The organism is Bradyrhizobium arachidis, from assembly GCF_015291705.1.
In the GTDB taxonomy this organism is placed as follows: domain Bacteria; phylum Pseudomonadota; class Alphaproteobacteria; order Rhizobiales; family Xanthobacteraceae; genus Bradyrhizobium; species Bradyrhizobium arachidis.
Map to the genome: position 1 here is coordinate 373961 of NZ_CP030050.1, position 26449 is coordinate 400409.

General features: G+C 65.5%; 30 protein-coding genes. 9 read left to right on the forward strand and 21 right to left on the reverse strand.

The features are described from left to right. Positions 1-24: 24 nt before the first annotated feature. The 4 genes from WN72_RS01780 to WN72_RS01795 all read right to left on the reverse strand — a co-directional run bounded on the left by WN72_RS01780 (position 25) and on the right by WN72_RS01795 (position 2746). The gene (locus tag WN72_RS01780; protein ID WP_027561825.1) at positions 25-444 is read right to left on the reverse strand and encodes a DUF6455 family protein; all 420 of its coding nucleotides are present in this window, start codon (positions 442-444) and stop codon (positions 25-27) included. A gap of 259 nt (positions 445-703) precedes the next feature. Next, positions 704-1489, reverse strand: a complete 786-nt coding sequence (locus WN72_RS01785) for a hypothetical protein (RefSeq protein ID WP_092217843.1) — start codon at positions 1487-1489, stop codon at positions 704-706. 82 nt (positions 1490-1571) lie between these two features. Next, a complete protein-coding gene (gene leuD / locus WN72_RS01790) occupies positions 1572-2177 on the reverse strand; it encodes a 3-isopropylmalate dehydratase small subunit (RefSeq protein WP_027561827.1) in 606 nt (201 codons plus the stop codon). 170 nt (positions 2178-2347) lie between these two features. Next, positions 2348-2746: a metallopeptidase family protein gene (locus WN72_RS01795; protein WP_027561828.1), complete on the reverse strand. Its 399-nt coding sequence runs from the start codon at positions 2744-2746 to the stop codon at positions 2348-2350. Between the two features lie 161 nt (positions 2747-2907). Here WN72_RS01795 and WN72_RS01800 point away from each other — a divergent pair, with 161 nt between their 5' ends. Together WN72_RS01800 and WN72_RS01805 are read left to right on the forward strand one after the other, a co-directional pair. Next, the gene (locus WN72_RS01800; RefSeq protein WP_027561829.1) at positions 2908-3201 is read left to right on the forward strand and encodes a hypothetical protein; all 294 of its coding nucleotides are present in this window, start codon (positions 2908-2910) and stop codon (positions 3199-3201) included. Positions 3202-3246: 45 nt separating this feature from the next. After that, a complete protein-coding gene (locus WN72_RS01805) occupies positions 3247-3510 on the forward strand; it encodes a hypothetical protein (RefSeq protein WP_027561830.1) in 264 nt (87 codons plus the stop codon). A 4-nt stretch (positions 3511-3514) separates the two neighbouring features. Here the strand turns inward: WN72_RS01805 and WN72_RS01810 are convergent, their stop codons facing one another. Next, positions 3515-3814, reverse strand: a complete 300-nt coding sequence (locus tag WN72_RS01810; protein WP_092217841.1) for a DUF1330 domain-containing protein — start codon at positions 3812-3814, stop codon at positions 3515-3517. 167 nt (positions 3815-3981) lie between these two features. On the opposite strand from WN72_RS01810, the gene WN72_RS01815 reads away from it, so the two are divergent. Beyond that, entirely contained in the window at positions 3982-4560 is a 579-nt protein-coding gene (locus WN72_RS01815; RefSeq protein WP_092217840.1) for a hypothetical protein, read from the forward strand. 101 nt (positions 4561-4661) lie between these two features. Here WN72_RS01815 and WN72_RS01820 read toward each other — a convergent pair whose 3' ends face one another. The 7 genes from WN72_RS01820 to ffh form a co-directional block, all read right to left on the reverse strand. Then, positions 4662-4871, reverse strand: a complete 210-nt coding sequence (locus tag WN72_RS01820; protein WP_027561833.1) for a hypothetical protein — start codon at positions 4869-4871, stop codon at positions 4662-4664. 92 nt (positions 4872-4963) lie between these two features. Continuing rightward, on the reverse strand, positions 4964-6370 hold the full coding sequence (gene leuC, locus WN72_RS01825) for a 3-isopropylmalate dehydratase large subunit (RefSeq protein ID WP_092217839.1): 1407 nt from the start codon (positions 6368-6370) through the stop codon (positions 4964-4966). Positions 6371-6695: 325 nt separating this feature from the next. Continuing rightward, positions 6696-7076, reverse strand: coding sequence for a 50S ribosomal protein L19 (gene rplS, locus WN72_RS01830; RefSeq protein WP_027561835.1), 381 nt, complete (start codon positions 7074-7076; stop codon positions 6696-6698). Between the two features lie 109 nt (positions 7077-7185). Then, positions 7186-7941 carry a tRNA (guanosine(37)-N1)-methyltransferase TrmD gene (trmD, locus tag WN72_RS01835; RefSeq protein ID WP_027561836.1) on the reverse strand — a complete coding sequence of 252 codons (756 nt, stop codon included), beginning with the start codon at positions 7939-7941 and terminating at the stop codon, positions 7186-7188. 117 nt (positions 7942-8058) lie between these two features. Continuing rightward, positions 8059-8607, reverse strand: coding sequence for a ribosome maturation factor RimM (rimM, locus tag WN72_RS01840; RefSeq protein WP_027561837.1), 549 nt, complete (start codon positions 8605-8607; stop codon positions 8059-8061). A 9-nt stretch (positions 8608-8616) separates the two neighbouring features. Beyond that, the gene (rpsP, locus tag WN72_RS01845) at positions 8617-8949 is read right to left on the reverse strand and encodes a 30S ribosomal protein S16 (RefSeq protein WP_027561838.1); all 333 of its coding nucleotides are present in this window, start codon (positions 8947-8949) and stop codon (positions 8617-8619) included. Positions 8950-9034: 85 nt separating this feature from the next. Next, positions 9035-10582 (reverse strand): signal recognition particle protein, encoded by a 1548-nt coding sequence (gene ffh, locus WN72_RS01850; RefSeq protein WP_027561839.1) that lies wholly within the window; start codon positions 10580-10582, stop codon positions 9035-9037. Positions 10583-11030: 448 nt separating this feature from the next. Here ffh and WN72_RS01855 point away from each other — a divergent pair, with 448 nt between their 5' ends. Beyond that, on the forward strand, positions 11031-12095 hold the full coding sequence (locus tag WN72_RS01855; RefSeq protein ID WP_167381008.1) for an MBL fold metallo-hydrolase: 1065 nt from the start codon (positions 11031-11033) through the stop codon (positions 12093-12095). Between the two features lie 218 nt (positions 12096-12313). Here WN72_RS01855 and WN72_RS01860 read toward each other — a convergent pair whose 3' ends face one another. Both WN72_RS01860 and WN72_RS01865 read right to left on the reverse strand, forming a co-directional pair. Continuing rightward, the gene (locus tag WN72_RS01860; protein WP_027561841.1) at positions 12314-13015 is read right to left on the reverse strand and encodes an SIMPL domain-containing protein; all 702 of its coding nucleotides are present in this window, start codon (positions 13013-13015) and stop codon (positions 12314-12316) included. Positions 13016-13020: 5 nt separating this feature from the next. Continuing rightward, positions 13021-13788: a GyrI-like domain-containing protein gene (locus tag WN72_RS01865; RefSeq protein ID WP_092217837.1), complete on the reverse strand. Its 768-nt coding sequence runs from the start codon at positions 13786-13788 to the stop codon at positions 13021-13023. A gap of 225 nt (positions 13789-14013) precedes the next feature. On the opposite strand from WN72_RS01865, the gene dapF reads away from it, so the two are divergent. Together dapF and mtaB are read left to right on the forward strand one after the other, a co-directional pair. Next, entirely contained in the window at positions 14014-14889 is an 876-nt protein-coding gene (gene dapF, locus WN72_RS01870) for a diaminopimelate epimerase (protein WP_027561843.1), read from the forward strand. Then, positions 14889-16142 carry a tRNA (N(6)-L-threonylcarbamoyladenosine(37)-C(2))-methylthiotransferase MtaB gene (gene mtaB / locus WN72_RS01875; protein ID WP_092217836.1) on the forward strand — a complete coding sequence of 418 codons (1254 nt, stop codon included), beginning with the start codon at positions 14889-14891 and terminating at the stop codon, positions 16140-16142. Before dapF ends, mtaB begins: the two co-directional genes overlap by 1 nt. Before the next feature lie 196 nt (positions 16143-16338). On the opposite strand, the gene WN72_RS01880 is transcribed toward mtaB, so the two are convergent. Both WN72_RS01880 and WN72_RS01885 read right to left on the reverse strand, forming a co-directional pair. Beyond that, positions 16339-17448, reverse strand: a complete 1110-nt coding sequence (locus tag WN72_RS01880; protein ID WP_027561845.1) for a DUF2336 domain-containing protein — start codon at positions 17446-17448, stop codon at positions 16339-16341. A gap of 155 nt (positions 17449-17603) precedes the next feature. Continuing rightward, positions 17604-18305: an RluA family pseudouridine synthase gene (locus tag WN72_RS01885; RefSeq protein ID WP_027561846.1), complete on the reverse strand. Its 702-nt coding sequence runs from the start codon at positions 18303-18305 to the stop codon at positions 17604-17606. Between the two features lie 60 nt (positions 18306-18365). Between WN72_RS01885 and ftsY the strand changes: the two genes are divergently transcribed. Beyond that, positions 18366-19313, forward strand: a complete 948-nt coding sequence (gene ftsY, locus WN72_RS01890) for a signal recognition particle-docking protein FtsY (protein WP_027561847.1) — start codon at positions 18366-18368, stop codon at positions 19311-19313. Between the two features lie 3 nt (positions 19314-19316). Continuing rightward, entirely contained in the window at positions 19317-19919 is a 603-nt protein-coding gene (locus WN72_RS01895) for a septation protein A (protein WP_092217835.1), read from the forward strand. Between the two features lie 154 nt (positions 19920-20073). Here the strand turns inward: WN72_RS01895 and WN72_RS01900 are convergent, their stop codons facing one another. The 5 genes from WN72_RS01900 to ccmA all read right to left on the reverse strand — a co-directional run bounded on the left by WN72_RS01900 (position 20074) and on the right by ccmA (position 23272). Continuing rightward, on the reverse strand, positions 20074-20667 hold the full coding sequence (locus WN72_RS01900; RefSeq protein WP_027561849.1) for a DsbE family thiol:disulfide interchange protein: 594 nt from the start codon (positions 20665-20667) through the stop codon (positions 20074-20076). Next, positions 20664-20849 carry a heme exporter protein CcmD gene (gene ccmD, locus WN72_RS01905; protein ID WP_027561850.1) on the reverse strand — a complete coding sequence of 62 codons (186 nt, stop codon included), beginning with the start codon at positions 20847-20849 and terminating at the stop codon, positions 20664-20666. Before ccmD ends, WN72_RS01900 begins: the two co-directional genes overlap by 4 nt. Next, positions 20846-21631: a heme ABC transporter permease gene (locus WN72_RS01910; RefSeq protein WP_092217834.1), complete on the reverse strand. Its 786-nt coding sequence runs from the start codon at positions 21629-21631 to the stop codon at positions 20846-20848. Before WN72_RS01910 ends, ccmD begins: the two co-directional genes overlap by 4 nt. A 92-nt stretch (positions 21632-21723) precedes the next feature. After that, positions 21724-22392: a heme exporter protein CcmB gene (ccmB, locus tag WN72_RS01915; RefSeq protein WP_027561852.1), complete on the reverse strand. Its 669-nt coding sequence runs from the start codon at positions 22390-22392 to the stop codon at positions 21724-21726. Positions 22393-22669: 277 nt separating this feature from the next. Then, positions 22670-23272, reverse strand: coding sequence for a heme ABC exporter ATP-binding protein CcmA (ccmA, locus tag WN72_RS01920; protein WP_027561853.1), 603 nt, complete (start codon positions 23270-23272; stop codon positions 22670-22672). Positions 23273-23513: 241 nt separating this feature from the next. Between ccmA and acnA the strand changes: the two genes are divergently transcribed. Next, on the forward strand, positions 23514-26234 hold the full coding sequence (gene acnA, locus WN72_RS01925) for an aconitate hydratase AcnA (protein WP_027561854.1): 2721 nt from the start codon (positions 23514-23516) through the stop codon (positions 26232-26234). Positions 26235-26449 lie beyond the last annotated feature (215 nt).

Genomic DNA, 26449 nt, shown 5'->3' on the forward strand with positions numbered 1-26449 from the left:
GCGTTGCGCATTGAGCGCGTCGCCTCAGTGCGGCGCGAGGTCGGCGCGATCGAGCGACTCCAGCGTCGAGGCGTTGCCGCAATAGCCGTGATAGGTCTCCGCGGCGGTGCCCTCAGTGAGGTCGCGGTCGCACTGTCGCTTCTGCGTGCAGAGCGCGCAGACCCGCTCCATGTCGCGTAGCAGCAGCGGCTGCGCCTGCCCGAGCCGCTCTGCGTTGATGCCGAGCTGCTCCAGCATCTTCGGCAGCTCGTCGGCGGCATGATGGCCGTGGCGGACCAATTCCTCGAGATCGTCAGGCGCGATCCTGAGATCGCTCGCGATCCGGTCGAAATCGGAGCGGTCGAGCCGCCGCATCTCGTTCATCTCGCGGCGATGCTTCAGCCAGGCGGCAAAGGACTCGATGAGGTCCTGGACGATGGGATACGGCCTGCTTGCGGTGCTCATGCGAGGCTCCATGGGGATCGTGGATTTGGAGCGAGACTACGCACAATGATGCAGAGGCGCGTTGCGCTGGATCAAATTGAGAAGGGTTGGAGCCTGGCGCCTCGGTGATAGGTCTCGTGTCCCGGACGCGGTGCAGCGTGCAACGCTGCTCCGCTGGGCCGGGACCCATTTCGCCACTCGCTAGGCCCCGGCTCTGCAGCGCACCGCTTCGCGCTGCGCCGCGTCCGGGGCACGAGAGCGCCGTGCGCGAGCAGGAGCGCTACGCGAACCGCTCCGTCGCCCACGCATAGAGGCTGCCGGGCACCGCCGGCTGCTTGCTGCGTCCCTTGCCCGAGATGTGCAGGCCGATCACCTCGGGGTCGGTGACGATGCCGAGATAGCTCGATGGCTCGAAAAACAACTTCGGCTCGGAATGCACCGCGTAGAACGATTTCTTCGGCAAGGCCTTTTGAAGATCGCCCGAACGCTTGGCGAGGATGGTGAGTGCCGGCGGCCCGTAGATGGCGATGCGCAGATCGGACAGGCGCTGCGAGCCGCCGCCCAGCCGTCGCATCGCAAAGCTCAGGCGATGGCTCAGCGACAGCCATTCCGGCGTTAGCTCCTCCTGCTCCATCAGCGCCTCGAAGGCGCGAACGATCTGATGTCCACGCGGCAGATAGAGCACGGAGTTGCCGAGCCGGCGCGACCGCTCCCAGGCGAAGTACGGCTTTGCCAGATCGATCTCGACAGGCCTCAGCAGCACCACATCGGCATCGAGCCAGAGACCGAGGCCCATCGCCATCAACTTCATGCGGAAGAAGTCGCTGAACTGAAGCGTGGTCCAGTCGCGCCAGCTGCCGTCCGGCTGCGGCGGCCGCAGGCGCTCGGAGAACGCGTGCGGCAGGACTGCCTCGGCATCGGCGTTCTCGACGCCCGCGGGCAGTCCGGGAATGGGATCGAAGCTGTAGAGCGTGACCTTGTGGCCAGCGGCAAGCTGCGAGCGCAGACAGGTCTGGCGCAGCGCATCCATCGGGCCGTGCCAGAAGGTGACGATGTCGGGCAGCATCAGGGAAAAGCTATAGGGTATATCGAGGGCAAAGAAAAAGCCCCGGCGCGCCAGGCGCCGGGGCTCGAACGGGATGTCGAACTCAGGCCCAGGCGCGCTCGCGCTTGAGCTTGTCCTCGTAGTCGTCGATCGAGGCCTTCTTCTCCATGGTGAGACCGATGTCGTCGAGGCCGTTGATCAGGCAGTGCTTGCGGAACGGGTCGATCTCGAACTTGACCTTGCCGCCGTCGGGGCCGCGGATCTCCTGGTTCGGCAGGTCGATCGTCAGCGTCGCGTTGGCGCCGCGCTCGGCGTCGTCGAACAGCTTGTCGAGGTCTTCCTGCGAGACGCGGATCGGCAGAATGCCGTTCTTGAAGCAGTTGTTGTAGAAGATGTCGCCGAACGAGGTCGAGATCACGCAGCGGATGCCGAAGTCGAGCAGCGCCCAGGGCGCGTGCTCGCGGCTCGAGCCGCAGCCGAAATTGTCGCCGGCGACCAGCACCTTCGTGTTGCGATAGGCGGGCTGGTTGAGGACGAAATCCGGGTTCTCGCTGCCGTCGTCCTTGTAGCGCTGCTCGGAGAAGAGCCCCTTGCCAAGGCCGGTGCGCTTGATGGTCTTCAGGTACTGCTTCGGAATGATCATGTCGGTGTCGACATTGATGATCTTCAGCGGCGCCGCGACGCCTTCCAGCGTAGTGAACTTGTCCATGTTGCGCTTTCCCAGGGGTGGTTCAGGGAACCGGTGTTTATCGCGAACGGAGCGGGAATCCTAGGCCGAATTCGGCAGATCTCGTCTGCTTGGCTGGATCAAGCCACGGCCGAGGGCGCCCCCTCTCCCGCTTGCGGGAGAGGCTAGGGAGCCCGCGGCTCGATACCGCTCTACTCCGCCTTGGCCTCAATCGCGGCCATATCATCGTCCGAGAGGCCGAAATGGTGGCCGATCTCGTGGATCAGGACGTGGCGGACGATGTGGCCGAGGCTCTCGTCGTGCTCGGCCCAGTAGTCCAGGATCGGCCGGCGATAGAGCCAGACCATGTTGGGCAGCCGCGCCACGTCGCCAAAGCTCTGCTGGGGCAGGCCGACGCCCTGGAACAGGCCGAGCAGGTCGAACTCGCTCTCGCATTCCATCTCGTCGAGCACCTCGTCGGTCGGGAAGTCGTCGACGCGAAGGATCACGCCCTCGCAGAGCTTAAGAAACTCCGCCGGCAGGCGCTCGAATACGTCGTGAGCCATCGCTTCCATCTCGGCCAGCGAGGGCGCTTTCAATTCCGTCCACATGGGTCACTCTTAACCCGGGTTCCGCGGCGATGCATCCGGCTTTATAGATGGGGCGTTGACGCCGCGCGCGAAAACGGGGAGCGTACGGCGCTTCAAGGGGTTGGCAGAGGTCAGTGGTGGGTGTGATGCGGGCGGGAACAGCGATACCGGTTCTACTGTGCATGGGGTTGTTTTCGACTTTTTTTGTCGGCGCCGAATGTCAGGCCCAAGCCCAGACGGCCGGCCCCGAGATCCGGCTGGCCCAGGTGGCCTCGCCTGACGACGTCCCTCCGCCGCGCAGGCGGCCTCCGGCGCGCTTGCGCGTCACGCCCTATTACAGCCCCGACGGCGTCTATCCGCGCTACAACCCGGGCCCCGATGCGGTCCGCGAATGCAACGTCGCCTATGTGCAGGAGCACAGGCCCAGCGGCACCGTGATCACGCCGCATATGAGCTGCTACTGGCGGCGGGGCTGACGGGCCGAGTTCAATGCGCAGCGCGGAGGCCTCGTGAGGGTGGTCATGGCAAGATCGATTGCACTAGTCGCCGTTGCCGTCACGCTCGCCGCCGGTCTGCCCTGCGCGTCCGCTGCGCACAGGATGACGATACCCGAGGCCTCGGCAGGGATCGCGGTTTTCGATGCGCGACGACACGCGCGAGCCCATGACATCGTGCGGCCCGCCGTGCGCCGCGATCCCCGCTACTACGCGCGGCCGGTCTACTACCGTCCCTATCCCTACGGCGTGCCCGCGCCGTTCGTGCTCGGCTACGGGCCGTTCTGGTGATCCGCTAACCGGCGGGCGCAAATCCCTTGACCAGCAGCACCGTTGCTCGCGCGCCCGCCTTGCGATCGCGTGATATCTCTTCGTACTCGGGTGAATTCGAGAAGGCGAGGAATGCGGCCTCGTCCGGAAACGACATCATGACGAGCTTGTCGTGCGGCCATGTGCCTTCGAGCACGCGCGGATGTTCATCGGCGGCGAGCAGGCGTCCGTTGTACTTCCTGAACACGTCGAAGAACCGCGCCTGATACCGGTCGTAGGCCGCGCGGTCCGTCATCTTCAATTGCGCAATCGCGTAGACAGTCATCTCGAATCCTCACCTCGCGGCACCGCGTTGCCTGCAACGTCGTTCATTCATGGGGCATTCACGTCGCTGTCCCTAACTTAATCTTGGGAGCGGCTGCAAATGAACAGGGATGACGCGGGCCGGTTACGAACGTCGCAACTCCGCTGTCCAGTTTCAGGGAGAAGTCCATGCTGAGGAGTTTGGGTCTCAGGGCAAGCCCGATGCGCTTGCTCGGGATCGCAGCGGCCGCGACGTTGATGCTGTCGGCCGGGACTGTGCGTCGTGCTGAAGCGCTGACCTTGATCAATCCGGCGACGTCACCCGCGACGAAAGCTGCGACCGAAGATCTCGTCACCCAAGTCCGCCATGGCGGCGGTGGTGGCGGACATGGTGGAGGTTTTCACGGCGGCGGCGGTTTCCGTGGCGGCGGCTTCCATGGTGGCGGCGGACATTTCGGTGGCTTTCGCGGCGGTGGTTTCCATGGTGGTGGTTTCCATGGCGGCGGCTTCCGCGCCGCGCCGGCGTTTCACGGCGGCGGCTATCGCTATGGCGGATTCCACCGCTACGGCGGCTTTCATCGCTACGGGATCTATCGCCCGCATTACGGCTACCGTCACTTCCACCGGCGCTATTATTACGGCGGCTATTATCCCTACTATCACTATCCGCGCCGCTGCCGGATCATCTGGACCTATTACGGCCCGCGCCGCATCTGCCGCTGGCACCATTGGCATCGCTGGCATCGTCCGTACCGGTACTATTGGTGAGATAAGTTAGAGCGGTCATTCCGGGATGGCGCGCAAGCGCCAGACCCGGAATCTCGAGATTCCGGATTCGCCCTTCGGGCGCTCCGGAATGACACCATCACTTAGAGCCAATCCTTCAGCTTCCAGGACGAAGCCTTCCACCGCATCAGCGTCTCGGCCTTCCACTGCCGAAACATCGCCGGCGGCCAGCGGCTCAGCTTCGAGGTCTCCTCGACCTCAGGCTTGGCGACGATGCGCAGCGGCGTCGCGCGCCGGCGGTGCTGGCGCGTCGCCTCGCTGATCAGATCGACATATTCAGGCTTGTTGGCCATCAGAGGTGTCCTCGCGAGATCGTCGCGAGGACACTGTCGGCGCTGCCGATTAACGGCCGTTTGCCGGGTTAGTTCAAATTGCAGGGACGGGCTTAGCGCCAGTCCCGGACGTCGACGAAGTGACCCGCGATCGCCGCTGCCGCCGCCATCGCCGGCGACACCAGATGCGTGCGGCCCTTGAAGCCCTGGCGACCCTCGAAATTGCGGTTCGAGGTCGAGGCGCAGCGCTCCTCCGGCTTCAGCTTATCCGGGTTCATCGCAAGACACATCGAGCAGCCTGGCTCGCGCCATTCGAAGCCGGCCTTGATGAAGATCTTGTCCAGACCCTCGGCCTCGGCCTGCTCCTTCACGATCCCGGAGCCCGGCACGACCATGGCGTTGACGGTGCCTGCAACCTGCTTGCCTTCCGCGATCTTGGCGGCGGCGCGAAGATCTTCGATACGGCCGTTGGTGCAGGAGCCGATGAAGACGCGGTCGAGCTTGATGTCGGTGATCTTCGTCCCCGCGGTCAGGCCCATATATTTCAGCGCGCGGTGCTTGGAGATGCGCTTGGCCTCGTCCGCGATCTTGTCGGGATCGGGCACAATGCCGGTCACCGAGATGACGTCCTCAGGGCTGGTGCCCCAGGTCACGATCGGCGGCAGTTTTGCCGCATCGAGGCGCAGCTCGTGGTCGAAATGCGCGCCTTCGTCGGAGCGCAAGCCCTCCCAATAGCGCATCGCCGCGTCCCAGGCCGCGCCCTTCGGCGACTTCGGACGGTCGCGCAGGAAGTCGTAGGCCTTCTGGTCGGGCGCAACGAGGCCGGCGCGGGCGCCGCCTTCGATCGACATGTTGCAGACCGTCATGCGGCCTTCCATCGAGAGCGCGCGGATCGCCTCGCCGGCATATTCCAGCACGTAGCCGGTGCCGCCCGCGGTCCCGATCTCGCCGATGATTGCCAGGATGATGTCCTTGCCGGTCACGCCGTCGGGCAATTTGCCGTCGACGGTGACGCGCATGTTCTTGGCCTTCTTCTGGATCAGCGTCTGTGTCGCCAGAACGTGCTCGACCTCGGAGGTGCCGATGCCGTGCGCGAGCGCGCCGAACGCGCCATGCGTCGAGGTGTGGCTGTCACCGCAGACGATGGTGGTGCCGGGCAGCGTAAAACCCTGTTCGGGGCCGATGACGTGGACGATGCCCTGGCGCTTGTCGAACTCGTTGTAATATTCGATGCCGAATTCCTTGGCGTTCTCGGCCAGCGCCTTGATCTGCTCGATGCTCTCAGGATCGGGATTGGGCTTGGTGCGGTCGGTGGTCGGCACGTTGTGGTCGACGACGGCGAGCGTCTTCTCGGGCGCATGGACCTTGCGCCCCGTGGCGCGCAGGCCTTCGAACGCCTGCGGCGAGGTCACCTCGTGCACCAGGTGGCGGTCGATATAGAGCAGGCAGGTGCCGTCGTCGGCTTCGTGCACCAGATGGTCGTTCCAGATCTTGTCGTACAATGTGGTCGGCTTGGACATGAGCGTCAGCTCCGAAGACTGTGTGTAAGCGATGAGCGCGGCGAGCGCGCGGGCAACAAAATCGTCAGCGCAGCTTTTAGGCTGCGCGCGTAAGCTCTGACGTTGCCGAGGTCGCGAAGCGTCCGAAGAACCGGCCAGGCAGCCGCGAGCGATCGTCGATGACGATGCGCTGGGGGCTTACGAAGCTGGTCAGATCTGGAAACATTCTAGGAATATATAGCAGGCCGATTTGGAAGCGCGAGGGCTTTGACGCGCACGGCTGACGCAACAAAAAAGCGCGGAGCCGAGCCCCGCGCTTTCGAAAAGCTTGCCTGGTGGCGAAAGCTTACTCGCCGACGGCGGCCTGACGGTCCTGCTTCTCGACGATGCGGGCCGACTTGCCGCGGAGGTTGCGGAGGTAATAGAGCTTGGCGCGACGCACCTTGCCGCGGCGGACCACCTTGATCGAGTCGATCATCGGGGAGAGCAGCGGGAACACGCGCTCGACGCCCTCGCCATAGGAGATCTTGCGGACGGTGAAGCTCTCGTTGAGGCCACCGCCGGAACGGCCGATGCAGACGCCTTCATAGGCCTGCACGCGGGTGCGGTCGCCTTCGACGACCTTCACGTTGACGATCACGGTGTCGCCGGGGGCGAATTCCGGAATCTCCTTGCCGGCGGACAGCTTGTCGAATTGCTCTTGCTCGAGCTGCTTGATCAGGTTCATGGGTAAATCTCCATCGGCGCGCCCAGCCTTGGAAACGGGGGCTGCGCGAAATTCGTTTATCCAGCCATTGCGGATGTGGCCGCTCCTATAAGGCAAGCCGGAGCGTTTGTCACCCGTCTGTCTTGTTTTTTGGCGTTTTTTGGCGACGGGGCCGATTCGGGGGCTTGGGCGGGATTTGGGCCCATAAATCCGGCCGCCGGGCCTCGGTTAGAGCCTCGGATTGCGCCCGCCGCCAGCTAGCGACCTTGGCATGGTCGCCCGAGGTGAGAACCTCCGGGATCGGAACCCCCTCGAACAGCTGCGGCCGGGTGTATTGGGGGTATTCGAGCAGGCCGTCGGAAAAGCTCTCCTCTGTTCCCGAAGCTTCCTTGCCCATCACCCCCGGCAGCAGCCGGACGCAGGCGTCGATCAGGGCCAGGGCTGCGATTTCGCCCCCAGACAGCACGTAATCGCCGATCGAGACCTCCTCGAGGCCCCGCGCATCGATCACTCGCTGGTCGATCCCCTCGAACCGCCCGCAGACGATCAGGGGGCCGGGCCCCTGTGCGAGCTCGGCCACGCGGGCCTGGGTCAACGGCCGACCGCGCGGGCTCATCAGCAAACGCGGCCGATCCGGAGCGATCTCGGCGGCATCGATCGCCGCCGCCAGAACATCCGCCCGCAGCACCATGCCCGGTCCGCCGCCGGCAGGCGTGTCATCGACGCTCCGGTGCCGGTCGGTCGCGGAGGCCCGGATGTCCCGCGCCTCGATCTCCCACAGCCCGGAGGCGAGTGCCCGGCCGGCCAAGCTCACGCCGAGCGGCCCCGGAAACATCTCCGGAAACAGCGTCAGCACCGTCGCGCGCCAGGGTGAGGGGGTTGTCATGGTCTCTCAACTCTCGTCGTCCCCGGGCGCGTGAAGCGCGAGCCCGGGACCCATAACCACCGCAGTTCGTTTTGCGATGATCGGGGCCACCAGCTTAGCCAAAACCACGTCTCGTGGTTATGGGTCCCCGCTTTCGCGAGGACGACTCGGGGCGTCCTGATCATCGCCCTCGATCTCCTGCGGCAGCGCGATCACGACACGGCCGCCTTTGAGGTCGACCTCGGGCACCACGGCGTTCGAGAACGGCAGCAGCATGGTCGGCCCCTTGAGCGGCGCGATCTCGATGATGTCGCCGGCGCCGAAATTATGGATCGCGAGCACGCGGCCGAGCGCGTCGCCGTCGGTGGTGACGGCGGCGAGCCCGATCAGATCGGTATGGTAATATTCGTCCTCGTCCGTCGCGGGCAGCTTTTCGCGCAGAACGTAAAGCTCGATGCCGTTGAGGCGCTCGGCCTCATCGCGGGTCGTGACGCCCTTGAACGTCGCGACCAGATGATCTTTTGCCTCGCGCGCCGTTGCGACCTCGAACTGGCGCTTGCCGTCCTTGGCGAGAAGCGGACCGTAGCGGCGCACGGCAAACGGATCTTCGGTGAAGGTCCATAGTTTGACCGCACCGCGCACACCATGCGCGGCGCCGATCCGCGCGACGCAGACCAGCGCCGACATGATCTGGCCTTAGGCCTTCGCGGCGGCTTCGGCCTGCGCCTTGCGCTCCTTGCGCGGCACGGCCTTCTCGGGGTTGTTGCGCGCTTCGCGCTTCTTGACGCCGGCGGCGTCGAGGAAACGCATCACGCGGTCCGACGGCTGCGCGCCCTTGGCGAGCCAGGACTTCACCTTCTCCATGTCGAGCTTCAGGCGGGTCTCGTTGTCCTTCGGCAGCAGCGGGTTGAAATAGCCGAGACGCTCGATGAAGCGGCCATCGCGGGGAAAGCGCGAATCGGCGACGACGACGTGATAGACGGGACGCTTCTTGGTGCCTGCGCGGGCGAGGCGGATAACGACGGACATTCAGTTCTCCTTCAAAGTACGTTTTGTTCGGTTGATTGGTATTCCGCGTCACGCGAGACCGATGCGATCCCGTGCGACGAATTCCTCATTTCTTCTTGCCCGGGAAACCGCCGAGGCCCGGCAGCGTCGGCTTGCCGCTCAGCCCGGTCAGTCCAGGAAGGTTGGGCAGGCCGCCGCGAAGACCGGCCGGCAAATCCTTCGGCAAATTCGGCAGGCCTTGTCCGCCGCCGCTCTGCATCTTCTCCTGCAGCGCCTTCACCTCTTCCGGCGAGGGCATCTTCATGCCGCCGCCAAAGCCCATCGCCTGCGCGATGCCGGCGAGCGGGCCGCGCTTGCCCGAGCCCATGGCCTTCATCACGTCAGCCATGTTCCGGTGCATCTTCAAGAGCTTGTTGACGTGCTCGACGCTCTGGCCGCTGCCTGCGGCGATGCGCTTCTTGCGGCTTGCTTTCAGCAGGTCGGGATGACGACGCTCGTCGCGCGTCATGGAATCGATGATCGCGACCTGGCGCTTCAAGATCTTGTCGTCGATGCCGGCGGCCGCGATCTGGTTCTTCATCTTGGAGATGCCGGGCATCATGCCCATCAGCCCGCTGATGCCGCCCATGTTCGACATCTGCAGCAGCTGCTCACGCATGTCGTTGAGGTCGAACTGACCCTTGCGCATGCGCTCGGCGGTGCGCGCGGCCTTTTCGGCGTCGATGTTCGCCGCAGCCTTCTCGACCAGCGAGACCACGTCGCCCATGCCGAGGATGCGGCCGGCGATACGATCGGGGTGGAAATCCTCCAGCGCGTCGGTCTTTTCACCGGTGCCGATCAGCTTGATCGGCTTGCCGGTGACCGCGCGCATCGAGAGCGCGGCGCCGCCGCGGCCATCGCCGTCAACGCGGGTCAGCACGATGCCGGTGAGGCCGACGCGCTGATCGAATGCGCGCGCAAGGTTCACCGCGTCCTGGCCGGTGAGCGAGTCCGCGACCAGCAGCACTTCGTGCGGATTCGCCGCAGCTTTGATCGCGGCTGCTTCCGCCATCATCTCTTCGTCGAGCGTAGTGCGGCCGGCGGTGTCGAGCAGCACGATGTCGTAGCCGCCAAGCTTGCCGGCTTCCAGCGCGCGCTTGGCGATTTGCGGCGGCTGCTGGCCCGCTACGATCGGCAGGGTCGGGATGTCGAGGTCGCGGCCGAGCACGGCCAGCTGCTCCATCGCCGCCGGACGGTAGACGTCGAGCGAGGCCATCAGCACCTTGCGCTTGTCGCGCTGGACCATGCGGCGGGCGAGCTTTGCGGTGGTGGTCGTTTTACCCGAGCCCTGCAGACCGACCATCATGATCGGCACCGGCGGCACGGCATTGACGTCGATGGTCTGGCCTTCCGCGCCGAGCGTGTTGACCAGCTCGTCATGGACGATCTTGACCACCATCTGGCCGGGGGTGACCGACTTGACGACGGTGGCGCCGATCGCCTGCTCGCGCACGCGCTCGGTGAAGCTGCGCACGACTTCGAGCGCAACGTCGGCCTCCAGCAGCGCGCGGCGCACCTCGCGCATCGCGGCGTCGACGTCCTTTTCGGTCAGCGCACCGCGCCCCGTCAGACGATCGAGAATGCCACCAAGCCGTTCCGACAGATTGTCGAACAATGCCGTTGTCCTTTTTTACCTCTCCCCGCCTGCGGGGAGAGGTCGCCGCGCCCTTGCGCGGCGGGTGAGGGGGTACGGGACCATCCACGCGCATCACGCGCGGAGAGAGCCCCTCACCCCGACCCTCTCCCCGCAAGAGCGGGGCGAGGGAGAAGAAAGTCCAAACACCTTTGCGCCCGAGGGCGCATAGCGCTGTCGGGCGTTGACCTCCGGCCTCCAGGGCCGGTCGGCGGGTCGAAAAGAAAGCCTTTTCGAGAAAGTGGCGGGGTTAAACGCCGCTCCCGCCCAAAAGTCAAGGAAAGTTAGGGTGCCCAGGCACCCTTGCCAGGGCCGAACCCTGAAATAAGGCCTTGAAATCTGGCCACTTCCGGCGACGGGTTCCTTTTTCGGCGGTCCCGCCCATATAGCCGGTCATGACTTCCCTCCGCTATCATCGCTGAAGCCGCCCGTGCGCATCACCCGCCGCCGCCTGTTCGGAGTGCTGGCCGGGGCCGGCGCGCTGGTCGGCGTTCCGCCCGTTTGGATGTCCCGTATGAAAACCTATGACGGTCCCGTCTCCGATCATTTCGACGGCCTGCACTTCTTCGATCCCAACGGGGCGTCGCCACGATCGCTCGGCGAGGTCCTGCGCTGGCAGTTCGGCGGCGGCCGGAAGCGTGAGACCTGGCCGGACTGGGTCCCCAGCCCCCATGCCGACATCCCGCCCGCGCGGGTCGATGGCGACAAGGTGCGGCTCTCCTTCGTCGGCCATGCCAGCTGGCTGATCCAGACCGGCGGACTCAACATCCTGGTGGATCCCGTCTGGTCGATGCGGGTCTCGCCGGTCGCCTGGGCGGGGCCGAAGCGGCACAATGATCCCGGCATCGCTTTCGAGAAGCTGCCGAAGATCGACGTCGTGTTGGTCTCGCACGGGCACTACGACCATCTCGATATCGTGACGCTGTCGCGGCTTGCCAAGAATTTTGCCCCGCGCGTGGTCACCCCGCTCGGCAACGACGTGGCGATGCGGAGCTTCGATCGCACCATCAAGGCTGAAGCCTTCGACTGGCACGATCGCGTCGAGCTCGGCGAAGGCGTTGCCGTGCACCTGGTGCCGACCCGGCACTGGACCGCGCGCGGCGTGTTCGATCGCAACAAGGCGCTGTGGGCGAGCTTTGTCTTGGAGACGCCGGCCGGGAAAATCTATGTCGTCTGCGATTCCGGCTATGGCGATGGCGGGCATTTTCGCCGTGTTGCCGAGAAGCACGGGGCGCTGCGCCTCGCGATCCTGCCGATCGGTGCCTACGAGCCGCGCTGGTTCATGCGCGACCAGCACATGAATCCGGAAGACGCGGTGAAAGCGCTGGCCGATTGCGGCGCGCAAGCCGCGCTCGGGCATCATCACGGCACGTTCCAGCTGACGGATGAAGCGATCGACGCGCCAGCCAAGGCACTCGTGGAGGCGCTCGATGCCGCGAAGATTCCGCAGGAGCGGTTCGTCGCGATGAAGCCGGGGCAGGTGGTGGAGATTTAGCAGAGATTTGGCGTCATTACTCCGCTGTCGTCCCGGGGCGCGACGAAGTCGCGAACCCGGAACCCATAACCACAGGGCGGAGTTTGGCGAGGGTTCGGAGTTACCGCCTGCGCGTCACAACCACTCCCCGTGGTTATGGGTCCCCGCGCCCGTGCGCAATTGCGCACTAGGCGGGGACGACACCGTTGTTGTGTTGAGTCGTGAGCCTCTTACGTCTGCTACTCTTTCGGCTTGATCGCCCAGCTCACATTCACCGTCACCGACAGCGTCTCCTCGCCCGGCGCGACCGCGGCGGGGGCCGCCATCGGCGCTGTCGCCATCCGCGCCTTGAACAGCGGCACCGGGCCACTGCCTTCGGAGACGCTCAGCGGCGCGCCCAGCGTCACGCCAGTGGCTTTGGCGTAGATCTCGGCCTTGCGGCGCGCATCGGCCACCGCCTGCTCGCGCGCATCGTCGAGCAGTTTTGACGCCTGCGTCACCTCGAACGAGATGTTGCCAATGTCGTTGGCGCCGGCGCTGACCAGCGTGTCGATGATGCCGGCGACCTTGGTCACGTCGCGAATTTTCACGGTGACGCGGTTGGAGGCGCGGAAGCCGACGACAGGAGAGGCGCCGGTGGATTTGTTCTGGCCGTATTGCGGCTGCAGCGACAGGCGCGAGGTCTGGTAGTCCTTCTCGGCGATCCCGGCGCCCTTCAGCGCCAGCAGCACCTTGCCCATCGCCGCGTTGTTGGCATCGGAGGCCTCTTTCGCCGTCTTGGCGTCGTTGGCGACACCGGCATCGATCTGCGCAAGGTCCGGTGCCGCGGAAACATGGGCTTCGCCGCTTACCGAGATGGCGGAGGGGAAATCGTCGGCCAGCACAGGCGTTGCCAGCAGCGTGGCGGCGAAAGCGGCGGCGAGTACGGCAGGCTTCTTCATCTCTCTCACTTCAATGGCACGAACACGTTGATCACCAGCTTGTCCTCGGCCGTCTTCAGGGGATCGGTGAGGTACTCCTCGATGAAGGTGTCCTTGGCTTCCAGCTTCTTGTCGTCGAGGTGATTGGTGATCGCCTCATAGGTGTTGTCCATGTTGTCGTAGGAGCCGCGATGGACGAATTTCAGCGCCTTGCCCTCCGGCGACTTGCCGATGCTCATGTCCTTGGGCAGGTTCTTCGGATCCTGCTCGACCGGAATCTCGGCGAGGAAGGTGAAGCCGGTGTCGTCGGTCGAGGTGTAGACGATCATCGAATTGCCTGATGCCTTGATGCCCTGCTTGTCCAGCAGCGTGTTCAGCGCCTTGAATGCGTCGATCAGGGTGTCGAAGGCCGAGTCCCAATTGGCAGTGCCCTTGACCATCACGACCTTCTTGGCCTCGAGCGTGGTCTCCTGGCCGAACGGGTCGGCGGTCTGCACCGGGGCGGGCGTGGCGGAGGCTGCGGGCGGCGGGGCTGCCGGGCTGGGTGAGGCGCTGGCCGCGGGCGAAGGCGTCGCCGCGGGGGCCGGCGAGGCGCTCGCCGCCGGCGACGGGCTTGCGGCCGGGGCGGGCGAAGCGCTTGCGGCCGGGGCGGGCGAAGCCGACGGGGCCGGCGAGGGACTTGCTGATGCGGCCGGTACCGGGCTCGGGGTCTGCGCCAGCGCGCTGGACAGGCCAATCGACATGGCCGCCGCCGGGATCAGCGCGGCCAGAGCGAGACGACGAAACCTGATCATTTTATTCTCCCCAAGGCCTTGTGTACCAAGGCCTAAATCCACCCTTGTGCCCGCCCGCGTGTCCCGGTCCGCGCGAGTCGCGCCGTTCTAACACGCGAGCGCCAAATTCGTCCCATGACAGATGCGTCATGGCAGTTCACCTGGCAGGCCACCCTGGCCGGCGCCAAATGGCTGGCCAAGCCGGTAAGGATCGCCATATAAGGCAGGCGAAATTCGGGAATTTTCATGAGCGCGCTGGCCAACCACGCATTTGCCAAGATGAACGGCATCGGCAACGAGATCGTCGTTGTCGACATGCGCGATTCTGCCTCGCCGGTGACGCCGGACGATGCCCGTGCGGTGGCGTCCGCGCAAGGCGGCGTGCCCTACGACCAGCTCATGGTGCTGCAGAAGCCGCGGCTCGATGGCACCGAGGCCTTCATCCGCATCTACAACAATGACGGCTCCGAGGCCGGCGCCTGCGGCAACGGCATGCGCTGCGTGGTGCGGCGGATCTTCGAGAGGACCGGCCAGACCACGGCGACGTTCGAGACCGCGGCCGGCCTGCTCAATGCCTGGCAGGGTCCGGCGCCCGATCTCTACACAGTCGACATGGGCGCGCCGAAGTTCGGCTGGCAGGACATTCCGCTCGCTGAAGAGTTTCGCGACACCCGCTACATCGAATTGCAGATCGGCCCGATCGACAATCCGATCCTGCATTCGCCCTCGGCGGTGAGCATGGGCAATCCGCACGCGGTGTTCTGGGTCGACGACGTCAACGCCTACGACCTCGGCCGCTTCGGTCCGCTGCTGGAAAACCACCCGATCTTCCCCGAGCGCGCCAATATCACGCTGGCACATATCGTCGATCGCGAGCACATCACCATCCGTACCTGGGAGCGCGGTGCCGGCCTGACCAGGGCCTGCGGTTCGGCGGCCTGCGCGACTGCCGTTGCTGCTGCGCGGCTGAAGCGCGCGGAGCGCAATGTCGAGATTACGCTGCCCGGCGGCAAGCTCGGCATCGAATGGCGCGAGCGCGACGACCACGTGCTGATGACCGGCACGGCGACCTTCGAATATGAAGGCAATTTCGATCCGGCGCTGTTCGCGCCGGTCGGGTAATGACCGTCGACGTCGTCAGCTTCGGCTGCCGCCTCAACGCCTTCGAGGCCGAGGTGATCCGCCGTGAGGCCGAGGGCGCGGGCCTGTCCGACACCATCGTCATCAACAGCTGCGCCGTCACCAACGAAGCGGTGGCGCAGGCGCGGCAGTCGATCCGCAAGCTGAAGCGTGAGCGGCCGGAAGCGCGCATCGTCGTCACCGGCTGCGCGGCGCAGACGCAGAGCGCGATGTTCGCCGAGATGGTCGAGGTCGATCGCGTCGTCGGCAATGACGACAAGCTGCGTAGTGATGCGTGGCGCCAGACCCGCGACGCGTTCGACATCGACGCCAGCGAAAAGATCGCCGTCAGCGACATCATGTCGGTCAAGGAGATGGCGCCGCATCTGATCGACGGCTTTGCGAGCGGCCTGCCGCGCGTGTTCGTGCAGGTGCAGAACGGCTGCGACCACCGCTGCACCTTCTGCATCATCCCCTATGGCCGCGGCAATTCACGCTCGGTGCCGATGGGTGCGGTGGTCGATCAGGTGCGGACGCTGGCGGAGCGCGGTCATGCCGAGATCGTGCTGACCGGCGTCGATCTCACCAGCTACGGCACGGACCTGCCGGGCGCACCAAAGCTCGGCATGCTGACCAAGCAGATCCTGCGGCATGTGCCGGAGTTGAAGCGCCTGCGCATCTCTTCGATCGATTCGATCGAGGCCGACAGCGATCTGCTCGATGCCATCGCCGACGATGCGCGGCTGATGCCGCATCTGCATCTGTCGCTACAGTCAGGCGACGACATGATCCTGAAGCGCATGAAGCGGCGGCATTCGCGGAAGCAAGCGATCGCGTTCTGCGAACAGGTCCGCCGCCTCCGCCCGGACATTGCGCTGGGTGCCGACGTCATCGCGGGCTTTCCGACCGAGACCGAGGAGATGTTTTCGCGCTCGCTCGATCTCGTCGAGGAATGCGGCCTCACCTTCCTGCACGTCTTCCCGTACTCGCCACGCCCCGGCACGCCGGCCGCGCGCATGCCGCAGGTCGCGGGTGGTGCGATCAAGCAGCGCGCGAAGCGGCTGCGTGCAGCCGGTGAAGTGGCCCTGCGTCGGAGGCTGCAAGCCGAGATCGGCGCAACGCGCGAGGTGCTGATCGAGAGCGACGGGCAGGGGCGGACGGAGCATTATCTGCCGGTGGCGGTCGCGGGCGAGCGTGTGGGGAGCGTCGTGCCGCTGAGGATCGCCGGCAGTGATGGTGAGCGGCTGACCGCGTAATCCGGCTGCGAGGAATTTCGCCGCGCTCTATCCTCAACGTCGTCCCTGCGCACGCAGGGACCCATACCGCGCGATCTATCGGTCGAAAACGGTGCTTGTCCCAACGAAGCAGAGCAACGGCTAGTCGTCGCCAAACCTCTCCCTGTGGTTATGGGTCCCTGCGTTCGCAGGGACGACACCGAGGGTGCAGCGCGCCCTACTGCGCCCTGACCTGCCAGAACCGCAGCGTCCGCCGCGCGTTCTCCGGCGTCATCCGCGCAAAATGCCCCTGCGCTCTGGCAAGGTCGGCCGACTTCATCGCGCCGGTGGCATAGCGGCTTTCGAGCACGGCGGCCGTGGTTTCCCAGCGGAGCTGCGCCGCTTTGCACGGCACCAGCAGGCCGTCGTCGCGCAGGCTCTGCATCAGCGGGCGAATCACCTCGACGGTCGAGCCAGACAGCGCGGCCAGCGCCGCGACGGTCTCCTCATAGCGCCGCTGCGTGGCGAAGCCGAGCAGCGTCGCCTCGTTGAGCTGGCCGGCCGCCTTGAGATTGGCGATCGCCCGCTTGGCGCCTTCGAAGTCGCGGACTGCAGACATCTCGCGCTCGACGCCGACGGTGACGGCCGTGATCGCGCTCTGGATTTCCTCGAATAGATGCGGCGGCGCGCGCGACAGCAGGCGGGTGCGCACCGCATCCGTTGCCGAGCGCAGCAATTGCCGGCGCAGCTCCGACGGCAAATCGACGCGGACGCCGACATTGACGGCGAGCTCGGGATCGCCCTCGGCCTGTCCGACGATGATGGCAAATCCGTTGCCCGACACGCGCGCACCCGGATTGGCGGCGAGGCGGCGGCTGACGCTGGGATAGCGCCGCGCCAGCAGCGCGTCGGTGACGATCTCCTTCAGCCACCAGCGTCCGGCGACCGCGAGCAGATGCGGCTCGCTTTTGCTGGAGGCGATCCTGACCAGCTCGCCATCGTCGAGGCGCGCGGATTCCTGCAGCACGGGACCGGCGATACGAATTTCGTCGTTGTTGGCGAGGCGGCGGATCACGGAGGGCGGCGCCTGCGCGATCGGCGCGAGCTGCGCGCTGATCTCGGCGAGGGCGACGCGCGCGCCGATGTCGGCAATGGCGCGCAGCTCGATGGTGCGGATCAGGCGCTCGAGCACGTCGTCGAACAGCGCGATCTGCTCGTCGTCGAAACTGCCGGCGGAGGAGAGGAACAGGTCGGTGACGCGCCGGGCGGTTTCCAGGCCCTTTTCCGCCGAGCCCATCCGGATTGCGGATTCGACCTCGTCGATGATCGATAGCTCGGCCTTGGACATGACGCGCGGCTCGTCCTGAGCGGATTGACGGAAGCTTGTTCTAAGCAACCGCTATCATTAGAGGCGAGCGCTGAAGGTTTCGTAAACCATGGGCAATGACCTGCGCCTTCGGCGCGACCTCTCCCGCAAGCGGGAGAGGTTAAGCGACAGCGCCGCTATTCCCCGTTCCACCCGCACGCCCTGAGCTTCTCATGCATATGCGGCGGGGCGGGCGCGACCACGCGGACCGGCTCCTTGTTCCGGGAGATCGGCACCACGATCTCGCGGGAATGCAGGTGAAGCTTCGGCTCGCCGAAGCGCGGGCCGTTGCCGTAAATGTTATCACCGAAGATCGGCCAGCCGGATGCGGCCGAATGCACCCGCAATTGATGGGTCCGCCCGGTCACCGGTTCCATGGCGAGCCAGGTGAAACCGTCGCCCCGGCCCATCACCTTCCAGTTGGTGATCGCCTTCTGCCCGTCCGGATCCGGCTTCTGCCACCAGCCGCGCTCGGCATTGAGCCGGCCGAGCGGCATGTCGATGGTGCCTTCGTCCTCGGTGGGGCCGCCCTCGACCACGGTCCAGTAGGTTTTGCCGATCTTGCCGTGCTTGAACAGCAGGCCGAGCGACGCCGTCGCCTTGCGATGGCGGCCGAGCACGAGGCAACCGGAGGTGTCCTTGTCCAGCCGGTGGGCCAGCACCGGCGGCCGCGGCAGGCCGAACCGGAGCGCGTCGAAGGAATCCTCCAGATTGGGGCCGCCCTTGGGGCCGCGATGCACGGGAAGACCGGCCGGCTTGTCGATGATCAGCATCAGGCCGTCGCGGTGGAGCACACGGGCCAGGATCTCGTCGGCGGTCAATTGGGGAACATCGAGCAATCGCAGGACTTTCGGTCAAGACTTTCGTTTGGCAGCCGGAACGGCTAACACACCCCCGCCATGAACGATACCACGTCAGATCCCCCCAAGCTGAGCTGGTGGCGCCGCCTGTCCAACGGGCTGAAGCGGACCTCGTCCTCGCTCGGGACCGCGGTCGCCGATCTCGTCACCAAGCGCAAGCTCGACCGCGCCATGCTCGACGACATCGAGGACGTGCTGCTGCGCGCCGATCTCGGCACGTCGGTCGCGGTGCGGATCGCAGAGGCCGTCGGCACGGGTCGTTACGACAAGGCGATCTCGGCGGACGAGGTCAAGGACGTCGTCGCGACCGAGGTCGAGAAGGTGCTGGCGCCGGTGGCAAAACCGCTCGTGATCGATACGGCCAAGAAGCCGTTCGTCATCCTCGTGGTCGGCGTCAACGGCTCCGGCAAGACCACCACCATCGGAAAGCTCTCGCAGAAATTCGCCTCCGAAGGCCGCAAGGTGATGCTGGCCGCCGGCGACACGTTTCGCGCCGCCGCCATCGAGCAGCTCAAGGTCTGGGGCGAGCGCACCAAGACGCCTGTTATCGCGGGCGCGCAGGGCTCGGATTCGGCGAGCCTCGCCTTCAACGCGCTGACCGCGGCGAAAGAGCAGGGCATCGACGTGCTCCTGATCGACACCGCCGGGCGCCTGCAGAACAAGGCCGAGTTGATGAACGAGCTCGAGAAGGTCGTGCGCGTGATCCGCAAGGTGGATGACACTGCGCCGCATGCCGTGCTGCTTGTGCTGGACGCCACCGTGGGCCAGAACGCGCTGTCGCAGGTCGAGGCCTTCCATCGCACCGCCGGGGTCACCGGCCTCGTGATGACCAAGCTCGACGGCACCGCGCGTGGCGGCATCCTGGTGGCGCTCGCGGAGAAATTCAAACTGCCGGTGCATTTCATCGGCGTCGGCGAGGGCGTCGACGATCTCGCCGCGTTCACCGCGCGCGATTTCGCCCGCGCGATCGCCGGAATCGAAAGCTGACGAATGGACAAGACCCAGCCGCACCCACTGTTCAAGCTTGCGACCGAGCTCGGACCGCTGCTCGTGTTCTTCTTCGTCAATGCGAAGTTCAATCTGTTCGCCGCGACCGGCGCCTTCATGGTCGCGATCGTCGCGGCCATGATCGCGTCCTATGTGGTGACGCGTCACATCCCGATAATGGCGGTCGTCACAGGCGTCATCGTGCTGGTGTTCGGCACGCTGACGCTGGTGCTGCACGACGAGACCTTCATCAAGGTCAAGCCGACCATCATCTACGGCCTGTTCGCCGCGATCCTCGGCGGCGGCCTCTTGTTCGGCCGCTCCTTCATCGCCGTGATGTTCGACCAGATGTTCAATCTGACGCCGCAGGGCTGGCGCATCCTCACGCTGCGCTGGGCGCTGTTCTTCGCCGGCATGGCGGTGCTGAACGAGATCGTCTGGCGCACGCAAAGCACGGACTTCTGGGTGAATTTCAAGGTGTTCGGCGTCACCACGATCACCATGATCTTCGCCCTCGCCCAGATGCCGCTGACCAAGCGCTACGGGATCGAGCCGGCCTCGCTGGAGGCGAGCGAGGCGGAAGCGGGGGACGTGAGGAAGGGGTAAGCGAAGCGTCGCTCCGCATACCGCTGTCATGCCCCGGCTTGACCGGGGCATCCAGTACGCCGCGGCCTCTCCGTATACGACTGACGTCTCTGGAATACTGGATCGCCCGATCAAGTCGGGCGATGACAGTCGAGTACGCGGCGCGAGGCCAGCGTCAGCTCCCCGCCTTCAACGCCTTTTCCATCTGCGGCAGCAGCACTGTCCGCAAATTGTCCGGCGTGATCGGCCCCACCAGCTTGTAGACGATCGTCCCCTCGCGGCCGACGACGAACGTCTCCGGCACGCCGTAGACGCCCCATTCGATCGAGGCGCGGCCGTTGGCGTCGACGCCGACGCGGCCGAACGGGTTGCCGTAGCGGCCGAGGAAGCGGCGCGCGTTATCGGCGCTGTCCTTGTAGTTGATGCCGACGAGTTCGAAGCGCTTGTCTTTTGCCAGCTCAGTCAGCAGCGGCGCCTCGTCGTGGCAGGGCACGCACCAGGACGCCCAGACATTGACGAGGCTGACCTTGCCCTTGAATGCGGCGGGATCGAGCCCCGGCACCTGCGCATTGCCGGTCTGTAGTCCCTCGAGCGGCGGCAGCGTGGTCTGCGGCGCGGGACGACCGATCAATGCGGAGGGAATCCGTGAGGGATCGCCGCTGCCGAGCCGGAACCAGAACAACAGCGCCAGGGCGATGAAGGCGATGAGCGGCAGCACCATCAGGAAAGTGCGGCGCTGCGGTGCCGTAGATGTGGTTTGATCGCTCATCGTGAGTCCGTCGCGCTGCGGCCCGAGCGGCGCGTGACGCCGCTGCGGTCAAGCTCGCGCAGCCGTTCGGTCTGGCTGCGATAGTCGAGCACGATCCAGCCGACCAAGATCGCGACCACGAGAGCGGCTGCCGCATAGGACGTCACGATGAAGGACGCGTAGGGACCGAGCGACATGATCACGCAGCCCCTTTTGACGCGTTCTCTTCACGCGAACCGGGGCTTAACTCGTTCGAAAACGCGATGCGGCTCGCCTGCATCATCTGCAGCGAGCGGACGCGCCGGCGCAAAATCTCGTTACGCATCGCAGCCAGATGCAGCGTGACGAACAGCAGCGTGAACGCGACCGCCATCACCAGCAACGGGACCAGGAAGGATTTGTCGAGCGTCGAGCCGCCCATGCGCATCACCGAGGCCGGCTGATGTAGCGTGTTCCACCAGTCGACCGAGAATTTGATGATCGGCAGATTGATCGCGCCGACCAGCGTCAGCACCGCGGCGGCGCGCGCCGCGCGCGAGGGATCGTCGACCGCGCGCCACAGCGCCATCAGGCCGAGATACATCAGGAACAGGATCAGCACCGAGGTCAGCCGCGCGTCCCATTCCCAATAAGTGCCCCACATCGGCCGGCCCCACAGCGAGCCCGTGAGCAGCGCGAGGAAGGTGAAGCTGGCGCCGATCGGCGCTGCCGCCTTCGCGGCGACGTCGGCAAGCGGATGCCGCCACACCAGCGTGCCCAGCGAGGCAATGCTCATCACGCCCCACACGAACATCGACAGCCACGCATTGGGAACGTGGATGAACATGATCTTGACGGTCGCACCCTGCTGATAATCGTCGGGTGCAAGCGCCGATTGATAGAGACCGATCGCGAGCAGGATGACGGTTGCACCCGCGAGCCACGGCAGCAGCCGCGCCGTCAGCGCGAGGAACCGTGTCGGATTGGCAAGGTCGATCAGCGTCATGGTCTTCTGATTAATCACAGGTCGGCGCTCACGCAATCAGCATAAAAGTGCGTACCGAAAGTTGATCGGGGTCAAGGCCGGCCGAGCCATGGTCAGTCGAGCCCATGCCGCAGGCTTGCAGCGGCCGCGAACGGGCCGATCACGAGGCTGACCAGCGACAGCGCGCACAGGATCGAGAACGGCGCGCCGAAGGTCATGGGGCCGACGATCGCAGCCTGCGAGGCCGCAACGCCGAAAATCAGCACGGGAATCGACAGCGGCAGCACCAGCACCGCCATCAGGAGCCCGCCTCGGTGCAGCGTCACCGCCAGCGCCGCGCCGATCATGCCGGTGAAGGTCAGCGCCGGGGTGCCGGCCAAGAGCGTCAGTGCCACGGCTCCGGTTGCGACCATGTCGAGGTTGAGCAGCAGGCCCAGCACGGGGGTTGCGACAATCAGCGGCAGTCCCGCTGCCAGCCAATGCGCCAGCGCCTTGGCCGCGCAGGCAAGTTCCAGCGGGGTCCGGCTCATCGTGATCAGGTCGAGCGAGCCGTCCTCATGGTCGGCCATGAACAGCCGGTCGAGCGTCAAAAGGCTCGCCAGCAGTGCGCCAAGCCACAGGATGGCAGGCCCGAGCCGCGACAGCAGCGCCAGATCGGGTCCCACCGCGAACGGCATCAGGACGACGACGGTCAGGAAGAACAGCACGCCGATCAGCGCCCCGCCGCCGACGCGGAGCGCGATCCTGATGTCCCGGCGGATCAGGGCGGCGAGGGCGGTCATGGGGTGGCTCCGGCGGTGCGGCGGCCATGGGAGCCCGGCTCGCGCCCCAGGCAAACCGCGCTCCCTCCCCCCTTGCGGGGGAGGGAGGGGGAGAGGGGTAGCCTCGGGCGAGATGCCTTTGAGGGGCGGATTGCAAACAGCAATGCGCTCGCCTCCCCAACGCCAGAACCGAGAGGCTGTGCGGTGCGGCACCCCTCTTCCTGACCCTCCCCTGCAAGGGGGGAGGGAACGGAGAGAGCGGCGCCCGGCCGCTTGGAAAGCTGAGGGTCAGGCCGCCTCACGCCGTCCCCCCGATCCGCAGCTCCCGCGCCTCGATCCCCAGCGGCGCGTGGGTCGCCGCGACGATCATCCCGCCGCGCCCCAGATGCTCTCGCATCAGGCCGCCGAACATCTCCTGGCCGGCGACATCCAGCGCATTGGTCGGCTCGTCCAGCAGCCAGATTGGCCGTCGCAGCGTCAGCAGCCGGGCCAGCGACAGCCGGCGGCGCTGGCCCGCGGACAGGAAGGCTGCGGGCAGATGGGCGGCGTGGTCGAGGCCGACAATGGCGAGGCTTTCAGCCGCGTCGCGGCGCTCGCCGCCCAGGAAATCAGCCCAGAATGCCAGATTTTCAGCCACGCTCAGCGCCGGCTTCAGGGCGTCGCGATGGCCGAGATAGTGACACTGCTCGGGCAGCGTCATGTCGGCGTCGCCCCCGTCGAGTATGATCGTGCCGCCAGCCGGAACGAGCAGGCCGGCGATCAGCCGCAGCAGCGAGGTCTTGCCCGAGCCGTTGCGGCCGACCACCGCCACGGCCTCGCCGGCGACGGCCTCGAAATCGAGCCCGGCGAACACCTCGCGGCCGCCGCGCACGCAGGTGACCCCTCGCCCGGACAGCTGCATCTTGCCTGGTATCAACCCGTCCAAACGCTGGGCCTCAGGAAAACTTGGGGTAGCGCATCAGAATTTTTGGCTCGCGACTTGCTGGGTTCGATTGTGGCTGTGGCGGCGCGGTTAGAAAGCTTCTATAAGCCCGGAACTACTTGATGCAGCAACTCAACCTGCCCCTGCAAGCGACCCAGCCTGCTATGCTGACGGTGTTAAAATACCCTGCCGGGTATAACTAACAATTGGGATTTCCTACATGACCTCGCTCGACAGCTTCAAATGCAAAAAGACCCTCAAGGTCGGCGCCAAGACCTATGTCTATTACAGCCTGCCCACGGCCGAGAAGAATGGTCTGAAGGGAATTTCGAAACTTCCCTATTCGATGAAGGTCCTGCTCGAGAACCTCCTGCGCAACGAGGACGGCCGCTCGGTCAAGAAGGAAGACGTCGTCGCGGTGTCGAAGTGGCTGCGCAAGAAGTCGTTGGAGCATGAGATCGCCTTCCGCCCGGCCCGCGTGCTGATGCAGGACTTCACCGGCGTTCCGGCCGTCGTCGACCTCGCCGCGATGCGCAACGCGATGCAGAAGCTCGGCGGCGATGCCGAGAAGATCAACCCGCTGGTGCCGGTCGATCTCGTCATCGACCACTCCGTGATCGTGAACTTCTTCGGCGACAACAAGGCCTTCGCCAAGAACGTCACTGAAGAGTACAAGCAGAACCAGGAGCGCTACGAGTTCCTGAAGTGGGGCCAGAAGGCATTCTCGAACTTCTCCGTCGTGCCGCCCGGCACCGGCATCTGCCACCAGGTCAATCTCGAATATCTCTCCCAGACGGTCTGGACCAAGAAGGAGAAGATGACGGTCGGCAAGAAGACCGGCACCTTCGAGGTCGCCTATCCTGACTCGCTGGTCGGCACCGACTCCCACACCACCATGGTCAACGGTCTCGCCGTTCTCGGCTGGGGCGTCGGCGGCATCGAGGCGGAAGCCTGCATGCTCGGCCAGCCGCTGTCGATGCTGCTGCCCAACGTCGTCGGCTTCAAGCTGAAGGGCGCGATGAAGGAAGGCGTCACCGCGACCGACCTCGTGCTGACCGTGACGCAGATGCTGCGCAAGCTCGGCGTGGTCGGCAAGTTCGTCGAATTCTTCGGCCCGGGCCTCGACAATCTCTCCGTCGCCGACAAGGCGACGATCGCCAACATGGCGCCCGAATACGGCGCGACCTGCGGCTTCTTCCCGGTCGACGCCGCTGCGATCGATTACCTCAAGACCTCGGGCCGCGCGCCGGCGCGTGTCGCGCTGGTGCAAGCCTATGCCAAGGCGCAGGGCCTGTTCCGCACCGCCAAGTCGCCTGATCCGGTGTTCACGGAAACGCTGACGCTCGACCTCGCCGACGTCGTGCCGTCGATGGCCGGCCCGAAGCGTCCCGAAGGCCGCATCGCGCTGCCGTCGGTCGCCGAAGGTTTCTCGCTCGCACTCGGCACCGAGTACAAGAAAGCCGAGGAGCCCAACAAGCGCTTCGCCGTCGAAGGCAAGAAGTACGAGATCGGTCATGGCGACGTCGTCATCGCCGCCATCACCTCCTGCACCAACACCTCGAATCCGAGCGTGCTGATCGGCGCAGGCCTCCTGGCTCGCAACGCTGCCGCCAAGGGCCTCAAGGCCAAGCCGTGGGTGAAGACCTCGCTCGCCCCGGGCAGCCAGGTGGTCGCGGGCTATCTCGCCGATTCCGGTCTGCAGGCCGATCTCGACAAGGTCGGCTTTAATCTCGTCGGCTTTGGCTGCACCACCTGCATCGGCAATTCCGGTCCGCTGCCGGAGGAGATCTCGAAGTCGATCAACGAGAACGGCATCGTCGCCGCGGCCGTGCTCTCCGGTAACCGCAACTTCGAAGGCCGCGTCTCGCCGGACGTGCAGGCGAACTATCTCGCCTCGCCGCCGCTGGTCGTCGCGCATGCGCTCGCGGGCAGCGTCACCAAGAACCTCGCCGTCGAGCCGCTCGGCGAAGGCAAGGACGGCAAGCCGGTGTACCTCAAGGACATCTGGCCGACGACGAAGGAGATCAACGCTTTCATGAAGAAGTTCGTGACCGCGTCGATCTTCAAGAAGAAGTATGCCGACGTGTTCAAGGGCGACACCAACTGGCGCAAGATCAAGACTGTCGAGAGCGAGACCTATCGCTGGAACATGTCTTCGACCTACGTGCAGAACCCGCCCTACTTCGATGGCATGAAGAAGGAGCCGGAGCCGGTCACCGACATCGTCGAGGCGCGCATCCTCGCGATGTTCGGCGACAAGATCACCACCGACCACATCTCGCCGGCCGGTTCGATCAAGCTGACCTCGCCCGCCGGCAAATATCTCAGCGAGCACCAGGTGCGCCCCGCCGACTTCAACCAGTACGGCACGCGCCGCGGCAACCATGAAGTGATGATGCGCGGCACCTTCGCCAACATCCGCATCAAGAACTTCATGCTCAAGGGCGCGGATGGAAACATCCCCGAGGGCGGCCTGACCAAGCACTGGCCCGACGGCGAGCAGATGTCGATCTACGACGCCGCGATGAAGTATCAGCAGGAGCAGGTGCCGCTCGTCGTGTTCGCCGGCGCCGAATACGGCAACGGCTCCTCGCGCGACTGGGCTGCGAAGGGCACGCGTCTGCTCGGCGTTCGCGCCGTGATCTGCCAGAGCTTCGAGCGCATCCATCGCTCCAACCTGGTCGGCATGGGCGTGCTGCCGCTGACCTTCGAGGAAGGCACCTCGTGGCAGTCGCTGGGCCTGAAAGGCGACGAGAAGGTTACGCTGCGTGGCCTCGTCGGCGACCTCAAGCCGCGCCAGAAGCTGACCGCGGAGATCGTCTCCGGTGACGGCTCGCTGCAGCGCGTTTCGCTGCTCTGCCGCATCGATACGCTGGACGAGCTCGACTACTACCGGAACGGCGGCATCCTGCACTACGTGCTGCGCAAGCTCGCGGCCTAAGCGCGAATTTGTGAACGGTGGCTCACTGCGACGTGAGTAGAAGGTTAAACGAAGGCGGCCTATCACAGGGCCGCCTTCGCGCGTTTGCGGCATGCTTCAGATGGGCCCGCCCGGCGGAAATCCCGCCCAGGACGGTTGAACGTGCCGCGCCCCGTAAGATTACGGTGACCATCAGGCGATAAGCTTCCCCCCAACGACTGACGATGTGTGACGTT